Annotated in this window: 14 protein-coding genes; 6 read left to right on the forward strand and 8 right to left on the reverse strand. The window is 76.9% G+C overall.

All coding sequences use genetic code 11. The features are described from left to right. Positions 1 to 45 precede the first annotated feature (45 nt). A complete protein-coding gene (locus tag ACI79X_RS07490) occupies positions 46 to 939 on the reverse strand; it encodes an EamA family transporter (RefSeq protein ID WP_457024788.1) in 894 nt (297 codons plus the stop codon). A gap of 70 nt (positions 940 to 1,009) precedes the next feature. Between ACI79X_RS07490 and ACI79X_RS07495 the strand changes: the two genes are divergently transcribed. After that, the gene (locus tag ACI79X_RS07495; RefSeq protein ID WP_457024789.1) at positions 1,010 to 1,867 is read left to right on the forward strand and encodes a LysR family transcriptional regulator; all 858 of its coding nucleotides are present in this window, start codon (positions 1,010 to 1,012) and stop codon (positions 1,865 to 1,867) included. A gap of 4 nt (positions 1,868 to 1,871) precedes the next feature. Here ACI79X_RS07495 and ACI79X_RS07500 read toward each other — a convergent pair whose 3' ends face one another. Next, the gene (locus ACI79X_RS07500; RefSeq protein ID WP_073419784.1) at positions 1,872 to 2,069 is read right to left on the reverse strand and encodes a DUF1918 domain-containing protein; all 198 of its coding nucleotides are present in this window, start codon (positions 2,067 to 2,069) and stop codon (positions 1,872 to 1,874) included. A gap of 136 nt (positions 2,070 to 2,205) precedes the next feature. On the opposite strand from ACI79X_RS07500, the gene ACI79X_RS07505 reads away from it, so the two are divergent. The 3 genes from ACI79X_RS07505 to ACI79X_RS07515 all read left to right on the forward strand — a co-directional run bounded on the left by ACI79X_RS07505 (position 2,206) and on the right by ACI79X_RS07515 (position 4,609). Next, entirely contained in the window at positions 2,206 to 3,153 is a 948-nt protein-coding gene (locus ACI79X_RS07505; RefSeq protein ID WP_457024790.1) for a serine hydrolase, read from the forward strand. A gap of 62 nt (positions 3,154 to 3,215) precedes the next feature. After that, positions 3,216 to 3,692: a hypothetical protein gene (locus ACI79X_RS07510; protein ID WP_457024791.1), complete on the forward strand. Its 477-nt coding sequence runs from the start codon at positions 3,216 to 3,218 to the stop codon at positions 3,690 to 3,692. 41 nt (positions 3,693 to 3,733) lie between these two features. Then, complete coding sequence (locus ACI79X_RS07515; RefSeq protein WP_457024792.1) at positions 3,734 to 4,609, forward strand: PadR family transcriptional regulator; 876 nt, start codon at positions 3,734 to 3,736, stop codon at positions 4,607 to 4,609. A gap of 96 nt (positions 4,610 to 4,705) precedes the next feature. Here the strand turns inward: ACI79X_RS07515 and ACI79X_RS07520 are convergent, their stop codons facing one another. After that, positions 4,706 to 5,602, reverse strand: a complete 897-nt coding sequence (locus ACI79X_RS07520; protein WP_457024793.1) for an alpha/beta fold hydrolase — start codon at positions 5,600 to 5,602, stop codon at positions 4,706 to 4,708. A gap of 112 nt (positions 5,603 to 5,714) precedes the next feature. Between ACI79X_RS07520 and ACI79X_RS07525 the strand changes: the two genes are divergently transcribed. Continuing rightward, a complete protein-coding gene (locus tag ACI79X_RS07525; protein ID WP_457024794.1) occupies positions 5,715 to 5,897 on the forward strand; it encodes a hypothetical protein in 183 nt (60 codons plus the stop codon). 166 nt (positions 5,898 to 6,063) lie between these two features. Next, positions 6,064 to 7,725, forward strand: a complete 1,662-nt coding sequence (locus ACI79X_RS07530; RefSeq protein ID WP_457024795.1) for a CocE/NonD family hydrolase — start codon at positions 6,064 to 6,066, stop codon at positions 7,723 to 7,725. A 132-nt stretch (positions 7,726 to 7,857) separates the two neighbouring features. Here ACI79X_RS07530 and ACI79X_RS07535 read toward each other — a convergent pair whose 3' ends face one another. From ACI79X_RS07535 to ACI79X_RS07555, 5 genes are read right to left on the reverse strand one after another with little or no spacing between them, the layout of a single operon-like run. Then, positions 7,858 to 9,111 (reverse strand): ABC transporter substrate-binding protein, encoded by a 1,254-nt coding sequence (locus ACI79X_RS07535; protein ID WP_457024796.1) that lies wholly within the window; start codon positions 9,109 to 9,111, stop codon positions 7,858 to 7,860. Beyond that, positions 9,108 to 10,337 (reverse strand): branched-chain amino acid ABC transporter permease, encoded by a 1,230-nt coding sequence (locus ACI79X_RS07540; RefSeq protein WP_457024797.1) that lies wholly within the window; start codon positions 10,335 to 10,337, stop codon positions 9,108 to 9,110. The genes ACI79X_RS07535 and ACI79X_RS07540 overlap by 4 nt, the downstream gene beginning before the upstream one ends. Continuing rightward, entirely contained in the window at positions 10,330 to 11,220 is an 891-nt protein-coding gene (locus ACI79X_RS07545; protein ID WP_457024798.1) for a branched-chain amino acid ABC transporter permease, read from the reverse strand. The genes ACI79X_RS07540 and ACI79X_RS07545 overlap by 8 nt, the downstream gene beginning before the upstream one ends. Continuing rightward, on the reverse strand, positions 11,217 to 12,110 hold the full coding sequence (locus ACI79X_RS07550) for an ABC transporter ATP-binding protein (protein WP_457024799.1): 894 nt from the start codon (positions 12,108 to 12,110) through the stop codon (positions 11,217 to 11,219). Before ACI79X_RS07550 ends, ACI79X_RS07545 begins: the two co-directional genes overlap by 4 nt. Next, positions 12,098 to 12,886, reverse strand: a complete 789-nt coding sequence (locus ACI79X_RS07555) for an ABC transporter ATP-binding protein (RefSeq protein WP_457024800.1) — start codon at positions 12,884 to 12,886, stop codon at positions 12,098 to 12,100. Before ACI79X_RS07555 ends, ACI79X_RS07550 begins: the two co-directional genes overlap by 13 nt. Between the last annotated feature and the right edge of the window lie 102 nt (positions 12,887 to 12,988).

The raw sequence follows: 12,988 nt of genomic DNA on the forward strand, positions 1-12,988 counted from the left end.
CGGCCCTCACCCACGAGGCTCGGCGCGGTCCCTGTGCCGGACCTGTCAGCCGGCCGTGGCGGGACTGTGGACCCGCGGGCCGAGCACCGCCGCGGTGTTGGCGAGCACCACCACCCCGATGCCGGCCCACTCGTGCAGGTGCAGCGCCTGCCCGAGCAGCACGGTGCCGGCGAGGGCGGCCCACACCGGGTGCACGCTGCACAGCACGGCGAAGGCGCGGGCGGGCACCCAGCGCAGCGCCACCAGGTCGGCGGCGTAGGGCACCGCCGAGGCGAGCACCCCGGCGGCGACGGCGTACGCCAGCGGCGCGCCCGTCAGCCGCTCCTGGACGACCAGCACCACGACGACGGGCGTGACCGCCAGCGCGCACAGCGCCGTGGCCACCGCGGGCGCCTGCAGGCCGGGCAGCCGGGCGCCGGCGACCCGGTTGAGCAGGATGTAGGCCGCCCAGCAGCCCGCCGCCGCCAGCGCCAGGCCGATGCCGGCCCAGTCGCTGGACCCGCCGGGCAGCACCAGCAACCAGACGCCGCCGGCCGCGGTGAGCGCCACCAGCAGGTCCCGGCGCGAGCGCGAGGCGACCAGCGCGACGGCGAGCGGGCCGAGGAACTCCAGCGTCACCGCGAGGCCCAGGCCGATCCGCTCGATCGCCGAGTACAGCGCCAGGTTCATCCCGCCGAAGACCACCGCGAGCGTGAGCACCGGCCACCACTGCGCCCAGGTCATCCGGTGCAGCGCGGGCCGGGCCAGCGGCACCAGCACGGCCGCGGCCACCCACTGGCGCACCGCCACGACGCCCGCCGGGCCGACCGCCGGGAAGGCGAGCGCCCCGAACGCGGCGCCCACCTGGTTGCTCAGCGACCCGGCGAGCAGCGTGGCCGCGCCGCGGGCGGTGCGGGAGGACGGGACGGCGGACGCGGCCGGGGTGGACGGGGCGGTCACCCGACCCATCCTGGGCACGCCGCGCGGCCTGCGGAAATGCCGGTGTCGCGCCCGGCGATACGGTCGGCGCATGGATCCGGAGGTGCGGCAGCTGCGCGCGCTGCTCGCCGTCGTCGACACCGGGACCTTCACCGCCGCCGCCGACGCCCTGTCCACCACGCAGGCGTCGGTGTCGCGCACGGTGGCCGCGCTCGAGCGCGCGCTGGGCGTGCGGGTTCTGCACCGCACCACCCGCGAGGTCGCCCTCACCCCGGCCGGGCACGGCGTGGTGGCCCACGCCCGCCGGGTGCTGGAGGAGGTCGCGGCGATCCGCCGGGCGGCCGAGCGGGCGCGCGGCGAGCTGCGGGTGGGCTACGCCTGGGCGGCGCTGGGCCGGCACACCACCGCCGTGCAGCGGGCCTGGGCCGCCGCCTCCCCCGGGGCCGCGCTGGTCTTCGTGCAGTCCAACACCCCGACCGCCGGGCTCACCGAGGGCCTGGCCGACGTCGCCGTGCTGCGCCGCCCGGCGTCGGACCCGCGGCTGCGCACCGCCCGGCTCGGCGAGGAGCGGCGCTTCGCCGCCGTCGCCGACGACGACCCCCTCGCCCGCCGCCGCAGCCTGCTGCTCGCCGACCTCGCCGGCCGGGTGCTCGCCTCCGACGGCACCACCGGCACGACGACGGCGTCGCTGTGGACCCCGCCGCACGAGCCCGCCGCCATCCGCGACATCCGCGGCGTGGACCCCTGGCTCACCGCGATCGCCGCCGGCCAGGTGGCCGGGGTGACGGCCGAGGCCACCGCCCGCCAGCACCCGCGGCCCGGGGTGGCCTACCGGCCGCTGCGCGACGCGCCGCCGGTGGCGGTGGACCTCGCCTGGTGGGCCGACGCCCCGCCGCCGGGGCTGCCGCGACTGCTGGAGCTCGCCCGCGCCCGCTACGCCCGCGGCTGAGCGCTCAGCCGGCGGCGGGCTCCGGCAGGACCGTGCACGTGCCGGCCGGGACGAAGACGGCGGTGTGCCCGTCGGCGTCCCAGCGGACGACGTAGGGCGGCCCGCCGCGCTCCCCGCGGACCTCGAGCACGGTGCCCGTGCGCTCCGGCTCTCCCTGGTGGGTGGACCGGACGCAGATCCGGTCCCCGACGCGTGCCTCCACGGCGACCTCCAGCGGTGCGGACCAGCCGGACCCCGAGCGTGCTCCCACCGCCGCGGACGGGCAAGGCCCGCCGCTCCGCCCGATCCGGCAACACGGCGTTCACGCGCCTGCCAGGAACGCGGCGCAGGCTGCGGCCGTGAGCGCCGTCCGCCGCCCCGGGCCGGGCTCCCGCGCGCGCCGGGCGGCCGCGCCGCCGGTGGCGCTCGCGGTCGTCCTGGCTCTGCTCGCGGGCTGCGCCGCGACCCGGGTGGAGACGGCGTCCTCCTCCCCCTCCGGTCCCGCGCTCTCCGCTCCAGGTCCCTCGGCGTCGGCGCCCGGACCGACCGGGCCGCCGTCGCGGGCCGCCGTCCAGGACCGGGCGGTCGCCGTGGACGCCGGCGCCGTGCTCGCCGCCGTGGACACGGCCGCCGCGGGCGCGCGCGGGTCGGTGGCCCTGGCCGTCGTCGGCCCGGACGGCGAGGACGTCGTCACCGGGCCCGGGGCCGGCGACGCCGTGCTGACCGCCTCGCTGGTCAAGCTGGTCGTCGTCGGCCGGCTGCTGCAGCTCGGCGCCGAGGGGGCGGTGGCGCTCGGCGACACCGACCTCGGCCGCATGGAGCGGGCGGTCGTGCGCTCGGACGACACCGCGATGAGCCTGCTGTGGGACCGCTTCGACGGCGCCGCGCTGCTCACCGACGTCGCCGCGCGGGCCGGGCTGGGCGCGACCGCTCCCCCGGCCGAGGCGGGGCAGTGGGGCGAGGCGACCACCAGCGCGGCCGACGTCGCCCGGCTTCTCGCCGGCCTGGAGACCACCTTCGGCGCCGGGCCGGCCGCGACGCTGCTCGGCTGGATGCGGGCCACCTCGGCGACCGCCGCCGACGGGTTCTCCCAGACCTTCGGGCTGCTCGCCGGCACCTCCGGCGTGGCGGCCAAGCAGGGCTGGATGTGCTGCGTCGGCGGCACCCGCCAGCTGCACTCCGCCGGGGTGCTCGCCGACGGCACCGTCGTCGTGCTGCTCGGCGACTTCCCGGCGTCCACGTCCTGGGGTCGCGCCCGCACCGCGCTCGACACCGCCGCCGCGGCCGTCCTCGCCGCACTCGCCTGACCGGCAGGCGGCTCCCCGCCGGCACCCAGGCCACCGACAGGGACGACGGCGAGGGTGCGGGCATGGACGCGGACCGGCCCGCCTGGCTCTTCGACCCGTACGCCACCCGCACCCTCGTGCTGACCCGGCGCCCGCCCGGCGGCCGCGCCGTCGACGACGTGGTGTCCGACCTCGTGTGGACCGAGGTGGTGCGCCTGCTCCGCTGGGCCGCCGCCGGGTCGACCGGTCCGGCGCACCTGCGCACCGGCGCCCTGTGGCGGGTGGCGGCCGGGAGCGCGGCGCTGCTGCGCCGCATGCCGGTGCTGTGCGCGGAGACCGGCCAGGCCTGGTCGGTGCTGCCGCCGGCACGGCCGGCCCCGGGGACCCCGCCGGCGCGGCAGGTCGAGGCCGTGGCCGGCCGGCTGGCCCGGCTGCTCGCCGCCTCCGGCTCCGCCCCCGTGGCGCTGCCGGCGCTGGCCGCCGAGGTCGACGCCCTGGGCGAGGCGGCCGTGCAGGCGATCGCGGCGTCCTCCTCCGCGGCCTGGCTCTCCGTCATGTAGCGATGTATCGTTACCGTCATCTGATACGTCAGGAGGACGACATGAGCTCCCACCCCTTCGAGCCCCCCGAGGGCTCCGGCCCCTGGCCCGGCGGGCACCCCGGCTGGGGCGGCCGCCGGCGCGGTCGCGACGACCGGGCCTCCCGCTGGGGCGGCATCCCGTTCGGCGGTCCGTTCGGTTCCGGCCTCGGCGGACCGGGCCGCGCGGGTGACCCCGAGGCGGGTCCCGGCCACCACCACGGGCACGGCCGCGGACACCGCGGCGGCCCCGGCCCCGGCTTCGGCCCCGGCTTCGGCCCCGGCTTCGGCTTCGGCCCGGGCTTCGGCCCCGGTTTCGGCCCCGGTTTCGGTCCCGGCGGCCCCGAGGGTCCGGGCTCCGGCCCGGGTGCCGGCCCCGGCTTCGGCTTCGGCCCGGGCGGACGCGGCCGGCGCGGGCGCGCCCCGCGCGGCGACGTCCGCGCCGCCGTGCTGATCCTGCTCGCCGAGCAGCCGATGCACGGCTACCAGCTGATGCAGGCGATCGGCGAGCGCAGCGGCGGGCGCTGGACCCCCAGTCCCGGCGCGATCTACCCGACGCTGGCCCAGCTCGAGGACGAGGGCCTGGTCAGCGTGACCGCCGACGCCGGCCGCAAGCTCGCCACCCTCACCGACGCCGGCCGCGAGGCGGTCGAGCAGCTGCGCGGCACCGGCGCCGACCCGTTCGCCGGCGCCCAGGGCGCCGCGCCCTGGGCCGACCTGCGCGGCCTGCTCGAGCAGGTGCACGGCGCCGTCCGCCAGGTCTCCCGCACCGGCAGCGAGGCCCAGCTCGCCGCGGCCGCCGACGTCCTGGCCCAGGCCCGCCGCGCGCTGTACCTGCTGCTCGCGGAGGGGCCGGAGACCGCGGGCGACGACGGGGACCCGCAGGCGCCCGACGCCTGAGCCGTCCCCTCCCCGCCGCTCCGGGCGCGCCGTGTGCACGCACCGCGCCCGGGGCGGCCCTCCCGCCGCGCCGAGTGCACAGGACGGGGCGCGGTGTCACGCGGCGCCGTCGAGGACCTCCCGCAGCCGGGCCGCGAAGGCCTCCGGCTCCCCGGTCTGGCCGTACTCGCCGCCGAGGAACCCCGCGTGACCGCCGGGGAAGACCACCGGCTCGGTGCCCAGCCGCGCGGCCATGCCCTCCCCGCCCCGGTGGGCGAGCTCGCCGTCGGACTCCTCCCCCACCGCCAGCACGATCCGCACGGGCGCCGCGCGCAGCGCCTCGACGTCGTGCTCGTGGTGCGTGCAGGTGATCAGGTTCTGGCCGAGCAGCACGTCGTCGCGCGAGCCGTCGTCGCCGGCCGGCAGGCCGAAGGCCGCCGGGTCGGGCACCGGGCCCATGTCGGCCGGCACCCGGCCGCGGTGGGCGACCAGCCGGATGAAGCCGGCCATCCCGGCGCCGAACCCGTCGCGGGCGTAGGCGTCGGCCACCGCGCGGGTCGCCGCCGAGGCCTCCTCGCGATCGGGCAGCACCGGCAGCGACGGCGGCTCGTGCGCCACCAGCGTGCGCACCAGCTCGGGCCGGCGGACGACCAGCTCGAGGGCGTTGACCGCGCCGCCGCTGCTGGCGAAGACGTCGACCGGGCCGCCACCGGCCGCCTCGACGACGGCGGCGAGGTCGTCGGCGTGCTCCTGCGGCGTGCTGGTCGTGGCGCCGTCGGTACGGCGGCTGCGCTCGGAGCCCCGCGGGTCGTAGGTGACGACGGTGCGGTCGGGGAAGAACCCGGACAGCGTGCCGAAGCCCGCGGCCGCCATCGGGGAGCCGACCAGCAGCAGCGGCGGCGCCGCCGGACTGCCGGGGGCCGCCGGGCGCACGTCCCACGCGAGCTCGGCGCCGGGGACGGGAAGGGTCGCGCTGCGGACCTCGCGGGTCGGGGGGGTGGTCGAGGTGGTCACGGGGGCCTCCGGGCGCCGGGATGGGGTGGTGCAGGACAGACCCCCGGCGCGGGCGCAGCTCATCGGTGCCGCGCGGACCTGCCGCGCACCGGCCGCCGTGCCACGCTCCGGCATGGCCTTCGACCTCCACCGCGCCGACGGCGAGGTGCTCCGCTTCGACGACGCCGCACGGTTCAGCTTCACCGCCACCGGCCACCTCGTCGTCTACGACTCGCACGGCAACAAGACGCTGTTCAGCCACCACAGCTGGAACTGGCTGGAGGAGCCGGTCGCGCCGCCCCGCCCCCGCAGCTGAGCGGCGCCGGCGGTGTCCGACGGTCGCCGGTGACGTGCGGTCAGGGCGCATCCGGGCGGCGGAACGCACCGCATCCGCACACCACCCGCCGTCGACGGGGACGCGCGGGACCGGCGGCTCGGGCAGAGTGGCCCGGGTCTGGGTCGGCGACCGGGAGGACGGCTGGATGAGCGCAGCGGCACGCCTGGGCGGGCTCCTCGCGGACGCGGCCCTGGGGCTGCCGCTGCGGGCCACCCGCTACACCGTCGAGCGCGGCGTCGCGGTCCCCATGCCCGACGGCGTCACCCTGCTCGGCGACCACTACCGCCCCGCGACGGCGACCGGCCCGCTGCCGGTGGTGCTCATCCGGCTGCCCTACGGCCGCGCCGGGCTGCTCGCGCACGCGCTGGCCGCGCCCTTCGCCCGGCGCGGGTTCCAGGTCCTCGTGCAGTCCACCCGCGGCACGTTCGGCTCGGGCGGGCACTTCCGGCCCTTCACCACCGAGCGCGAGGACGGCCTGGCCACCCTCGCCTGGCTGCGCGCGCAGGACTGGTGCGACGGCCGGGTGGCCATGACCGGCGCCAGCTACTTCGGGCACACCCAGTGGGCGGTGGCGCCCTACGCCGACCCGCCGCTGGTCGCCGTCTCCCCGCACGTCACCGCCGCCCGGATCACCGCCGCCTTCTACGACCACGGCGCGCCGGGGCTGGAGAACGCGCTGCGCTGGTCGGTCGCGATCGGGCGGCAGGAGGCCGGCGGGCTGCCCGGCCCGCTGAACCCGGGCCTGCGGGCGCGGGTGGACCGGGCGCTGCGGCTGCTGCCGCTGCAGGCCGCCGACACCGCCGCCGCCGGCGCGCCCGTGCCGTTCTGGCGCGACTTCACCGGCCACGCCGCCCCCGGCGACCCGTTCTGGGCCGTCGCCGACCACGACGGCGCCGACCTGTCCCGCATGCCGCCGGCCAACATGGTCACCGGCTGGTGGGACCTGTTCGCCGCGGCGCAGCTCACCGACGTCACCCGCCTGCAGGCCGCCGGGGTGCCGGTCCGCGTCACCGTCGGCCCGTGGCTGCACGGCGACCCGGCGGAGCTGCGGGAGGCGGTGCGCTCCGACGTCGCCTGGCTGCGCCACCACCTGCAGGGCGGCCCGGCGCCGTCGGGCGCGCCGGTGCGGCTGTACCTGCAGCAGGCGGGCACGTGGCTGGAGACGACGTCGTGGCCGCCGCCGGGCACCCGCGGCGAGGTGCTGCACCTGCGCGCCGACGGCACCCTCAGCGGTGACGCCGGGATCCCCGGCGAGGCGCCGCGCGCGTTCACCTACGACCCGGCCGACCCGACGCCGACCGTCGGCGGCCCGCTGCTCGAGCGTCCCGGCAAGCAGGCCGACAACCGCGCCGTCGAGGCCCGCGACGACGTGCTCGTGTGGACCGGGCCGGTGCTCGCGCGCGACCTCGACGTCGTCGGGCACGTCCGCGCGCGGATCTCGGTGCGCCCGGAGCTGGAGCACGCCGACCTGTTCGTGCGGCTGTGCGACGTCGACCCGGCCGGGGTCTCGCGCAACGTCGTCGACGGGATCCGGCGGCTGGACCCGCGCTCGGTGCCGGCCGCCGACGTCACCGTCGGCGCCGACGGGGCACTCGCCGTCGACGTGGAGCTCTTCCCCACCGCCTACCGGTTCCGGGCCGGGCACCGGCTGCGGGTGCAGGTGGCCGGCGGGGCGTTCCCCCGCTTCGCCCGCAACCTCGGCACCGGCGACCCGTTCGCGGTGCCGGCGTCGGGCCGCCCGTGCCGGTTCGAGGTGCTCGGCGACGCCGCCTCCCCCTCCCGGGTCGAGCTGCCGGTCCTGGGCTGACCGGCCCAGGACACGCCACCGGCGCCCCCTCCCCGCATCGGGGAGGAGGCGCCGGGCACGTGCTGGAACGGGGCCCCGTGCAGGGTGCCGGCCCGAGCGTCAACGCGGGACGGGTAGCACCGGGGGCCTTCCTCAGCCGGCCAGCTCGCCGGCCAGCTCGCCCTCGAACGCGTCCTGCACGACCTCGGCGCCGCCGGGGACGTCGGCCGGCCGCAGGATGAAGCTCTGCGTGCTCGGCGAGACGCCGGTCTCGAAGGCGTTGATCGGCACCAGCAGGCCGTCGGTGTCGACGTCGGACAGCTCGCCGAACGCGGCGGTCACGCCCTCGCGGGTGAGGTCGCCGCTCTCGCAGGCCGCGGTGAGGACCTGGTTCATCACGTCGCCCATCGCGTACCCGAAGACCGCGCCGAGGCTCGGCGTCGTGTTCGGGTAGGCCGCCTGGTACCGCTCGAGCAGCTCGGGCTGGGCGTCCCACGCGGTGATCGGCGAGGCCACGTACAGGTGGTCCTTGAGCCACTGCGCGGACGGGCCCTGCAGCAGGCCCGGCGCGAACACCGGGTTGCTGCCGAGGATCGGGACGTCCAGGCCGGCCGCCTGGGCCACCGCGGCCGCCGAGGCGGTCTGGGCGGGCGCGACGGTCAGCACGATGGCGTCGACGCCCTCGGAGGCGAACTGGGTGACCTGGGCGGACATGTCCTGGTCGGAGGACTTGATCTGCGCCTCGACCACCTCCAGGCCGCGGGCCTCGGCCACCGCGCGGGTGCCGGCGAGGCCGTTCTCGCCGTACTCGCCCTCGAAGTAGATGTGGCCGACCTTGTCGCCGTCGGCGAGCAGGCCCTGGTCGAACAGGTACTGGTAGCCGTTGGCCAGCTCGACGTCGTAGGTGGCGCCGAGGACGCCGGTGCCCGGGATCTCGGTGAGGGTGCGCGCCCACGCCGACGGGAAGTTGACGATCGAGTCGCTCTCGTAGTCGGCGGCCAGGGCGGTGTTGATCGGCGAGCCGATCGTCTGCTGCATCGCCAGGACGTTGGGCTCCATGCCGGAGTACAGCTGCACGCCGGTCTGCGGCACGTACCCGGTGTCCTGGACGTCGAGCTCGACGTCGTAGGTCTCGCAGACCTGGTTCTCGTCCCAGTACAGCGTGTTGCCGTTGGTGATGTCGGTGCCGAGCGCGGCGAACACACCGGTCAGGTCGGTGAGGACGCCGAGCCGGATGGTGGTGCCCTCGACGCCGACGTCGGTGGTCACCTCACCGGCGGCGTCGCCGCCACCGCCACCGCCGCCGCCACCGCCGCTGTCCGGCGCCTTGGTGCTGCAGCCGGTGACGGCGAGCACCGCCGCCGCCGTCAGGACGGTGGCCCCCCGCAGACGCGTACCTGCTCTCATCTGGTGCTGCTCCCTTGCGCTGGTGGATCGGACGGGTCGGTGGGACGGGCGGCCGAGCCCGCGGAGGCGCTCGGTCGTCCGCGGCCGGGGGCACGCCCTCGGCGGCGGAAGCGGTTGGCGAAGCCGGCGAGGCCCCCGGGCTCGAAGAGGACGACGAGGATGACCGCGGCGCCGAAGAGGTAGCGGGCGGCGATGCCCGCGGCGATGCCGTCCTCACCCGGGGAGCTGACCAGGGGCAGCACGTCGGCGAACTGCTGGAAGACCAGGGGCAGGGCGGTGACGAACGCCGCGCCGAGGGCGGCGCCGGCGACCGAGCCGAGCCCGCCGAGCACGATCATCGCCAGGTACAGGATCGACACGGTCAGGCCGAAGGACTCCGGCGCGATGCTGCCGATGCTCAGCGCGTACATGACCCCGGACAGGCCCGCGTACATCGAGCTGACCAGGAACACCCGGGCCTTGTAGGCCTGCACGTTGACGCCCATGACCGACGCCGCAACCTCGCTGTCGCGCAGCGTCTGCAGCGCCCGGCCGGGCCGGCTGCGCAGCAGGTTGCGGGCGAAGACGTAGGCGGCCAGCGCGAGGACCAGGCCGAGGTACCAGAGGCGCTCGGCCTCGCGGAACGGCACGCCCAGGACGAACAGCTGGGGGTCGTCGTTGCCGAAGCTGAACCCGAACAGGGAGAACTCCGGCACCGAGCGGCCGTTGAACCCGCCGGTGACCGGCGTCCAGGTGTTGAGCACGTGGACGCCGATGAACACCAGGCCGAGCGAGGCGACGCCGAGGTAGATGCCGCGCAGCCGGGCCGCGATCGGGCTGAACAGCAGCCCGGCCAGGCCCGCGAGCAGCACCCCGACGACCATCCCGACGATCGGCGGCAGCCCGAGCCCGCGCAGCACCGCGCGGGTGCCGAGGCCGCCGGACTCCCCGGAGATGAACGTGTAGCTGACCGCGCCGACGGCGAGGAAGAACGCGTGCGCCAGGGACAGCTGGCCGGTGGTGCCGACCAGCAGGTTCAGCCCGATCGCGCCCACGACGGCCCCGGCGACGGCGAACCCGGTGCGCAGCCAGAACTCCTCCACGTACAGCGGCGCCACGAGCAGGACGACGAGCAGCGCGAGCAGCACCAGCGGCTGGAGGAACCGCATCGGCGACCGGCCGGGCCGGGCCGGCGCCGCGCCCCGCGTGCGGGTCGCCCCGGCCGGGGCGGAGAGGGTGTCAGACACGTGTCAGCTCCTTGGTCCCGAACAGGCCGGAGGGGCGGACCAGCAGCACGATGATCATCACGACGTAGGGGGCGACCTCGCCGAAGCCGCGGCCGAGGAAGGACAGCTGCTCCTGGTAGCCGGCGGCCATGGCCTCGGTGATCCCGATGAGCAGCCCGCCCACCAGCGCGCCGCCGGTGGAGTCCAGGCCGCCGAGGATCGCCGCGGGGAACGCGCGCAGCGCGACGGTGTAGGCCGCGGCGCTCACGCCCGGCGTCGGGGCGCCGACGAGGAACAGCGCCGCCACCGCGGCGAGCACGCCCGCGACGATCCAGGCCAGCGCCGACACCCGGCCCTGGCGGATGCCCATGAGCGCGGCCGCCTCGCCGTCCTCGGCCGAGGCGCGCATCGCCACGCCCCAGCTGGAGTACTTGAAGGCGACGAAGAACGCGACGATCAGGACGCCGGCGACGCCCATGGCGATGAGCCGGTTCTCGCTGATGCCCACGCCGCCGATGCGCACGGAGTCCCCGCCCCACGGGTGCGGGACGTTGAGGATGTCCGGGCCGATCTGCCGGATGAGCTCGGTGAGCAGGATGATGTCGACGCCGATGGTGACGATCGCCAGGCTGATCACCGGGGCGCCGCGCAGCCGGTTGATGATCAGCCGCTCCACCAGGAACGCCGCGAAGGCGGTGATGAGGACGCCGACGAGCACGGCGGGCAGGAAGCCGAGCGGCTCGGAGAGCCGGGCGATCGAGTAGGCGCCGAGCAGCAGCAGCGACCCGTGGGTGAAGCTGACGACCTCGCTGGCCTTGAAGATGATCACGAAGCCCAGCGCGATCAGCGCGTAGATGGCGCCCAGCGAGATGCCGTTGAGCAGCAGGGACAGGAACTGGGTCACGCCGGGCTCCCCGTGGCGTCGGTGGTGTGGGCGGCGGCCGCCTCGGCCGGGTCGGTCTCGGTGCCCGAGCCGAGGTAGGCGCGGATGACCTCGGGGTCGGACTGGACCTGCGCGGGGGTGCCGTCGGCGATGCGCCGGCCGAAGTCGAGGACGGTCACCCGGTCGGCCAGCGACATGACCATCCCCATGTCGTGCTCGACGAGGATCACCGAGATGCCCAGCGCCGCCCGGATCTCCCGGATCGCCCCGGCCATCCGCTCGGTCTCCTGGGCGTTCATGCCGGCCACCGGCTCGTCGAGCAGCAGCAGCCGCGGCTCGATGCACAGCGCCCGGGCCACCTCGACCCGCTTCTGGTCGCCGTAGGACAGCACGCCGACGGGGGTGTGCAGCTTGTCGCCGAGGTCGAGGAACTCGGCGATCTCCCGGATGCGCTCGCCGTGCACCCTCCCCTCGCGGGTGGCGCGCGGCAGCCGCAGCCCGGAGGACAGGAACCCGGCCTTCGTGAGGTGGTGGCGGCCGAGCATGAGGTTCTCGGCGACGGTCTGCGCGCCCGACAGCGCGATGTTCTGGAACGCGCGGGCCACCCCGACGCCGGCGATCTGGAACGGCCGCATGGAGCTGAGCACCGCGTCGCCGAACCGGACCTCGCCGGAGGTGGCCCGGTAGACGCCGGAGAGGACGTTGAACAGCGTCGACTTCCCGGCGCCGTTGGGCCCGATGACGGCGTGGATGGAGCCGGGGGCGACGGTGAACGAGACGTCGCCCAGCGCCTTGATCGCGCCGAAGGCCACGCTGACGCCGTCGACCTCGACCGGCGGGACGTCGTCGCGGGTGGTGTCGCGGGCGGTGTCGCGGGCGCTCCCGGGCGCGGCGGCGCTCACGCCGTCCACCGCGACAGACTGCGGCGCGGGGCGGTGTCCTCCCGCTGGACGGGGGCGTCGCCGGTGTGGCCGAGGTAGAGGCGCTGCACCTCGTCGGTGGCGGCGAGCTCGCGGGCGTCGCCGGACAGCGAGACCCGGCCGACGTCGAGGACGTAGGCCCGGTCGGCGACGCCGAGGGCCATGGTGGCGTTCTGCTCGACCAGCAGCACCGCCGTCCCCTGGCGGTTGATCTCCGCGATGACTTCGCCGATCTGGCCGATGACGCGGGGCGCGAGGCCGAGCGAGGGCTCGTCGAGCAGCAGCAGGCGGGGGCTGGCCATGAGGGCGCGGCCGATGGCGAGCATCTGCTGCTCACCGCCGGACAGCAGGCCGGCGCGCTGGCCGGCGCGCTCGCGCAGGACCGGGAACAGGTCGTGCACCCGGGCGACGGCCTTGGCCTTGGCCGCCCGGTCGCGGTTGCCCATGCCGCCGGCGCGCAGGTTCTCCTCGACGGTGAGCCGGCCGAAGATGCGCCGCCCCTCGGGCACCTGGACGACGCCGCGGCGCACGATCTGGCCGGCGTCGCGCCGGGTGAGGTCGGTGTCCTCGAAGCGGACCGTGCCGGCGTCGACCCGGCCGCGGTGCAGCCGCAGGGTGCCGGAGATGGTCCGCAGCAGGGTGCTCTTGCCGGCGCCGTTGCTGCCGAGCACCGCGACGACGGCGCGGTCGGGCACCTCCATCGAGACGCCGCGGACGGCCTCGACGGCACCGCCGTAGGTCACGCGCAGCGAGTCGACGGTCAGCACGGCGCCTCCGCGGGCGGCTGTCCCGGACGTGAGATGGGCCACATGGCGCGGAACGATAGGGCGGCCGTCAAGCAAGTCGGCGCAGGTGGGACCGACTGTGAC

Source organism: Geodermatophilus sp. SYSU D01119, assembly GCF_054049975.1.

Excerpts from the sequence above, each read along its gene's own strand:
- ACI79X_RS07495 (WP_457024789.1), top strand. The coding sequence starts at position 1,010 with ATGGATCCGGAGGTGCGGCAGCTGCGCGCGCTGCTCGCCGTCGTCGAC.
- ACI79X_RS07510 (WP_457024791.1), top strand. The coding sequence starts at position 3,216 with ATGGACGCGGACCGGCCCGCCTGGCTCTTCGACCCGTACGCCACCCGC.
- ACI79X_RS07525 (WP_457024794.1), top strand. The coding sequence starts at position 5,715 with ATGGCCTTCGACCTCCACCGCGCCGACGGCGAGGTGCTCCGCTTCGAC.
- ACI79X_RS07515 (WP_457024792.1), top strand. The coding sequence starts at position 3,734 with ATGAGCTCCCACCCCTTCGAGCCCCCCGAGGGCTCCGGCCCCTGGCCC.
- ACI79X_RS07530 (WP_457024795.1), top strand. The coding sequence starts at position 6,064 with ATGAGCGCAGCGGCACGCCTGGGCGGGCTCCTCGCGGACGCGGCCCTG.
- ACI79X_RS07535 (WP_457024796.1), bottom strand. The coding sequence starts at position 9,111 with ATGAGAGCAGGTACGCGTCTGCGGGGGGCCACCGTCCTGACGGCGGCG.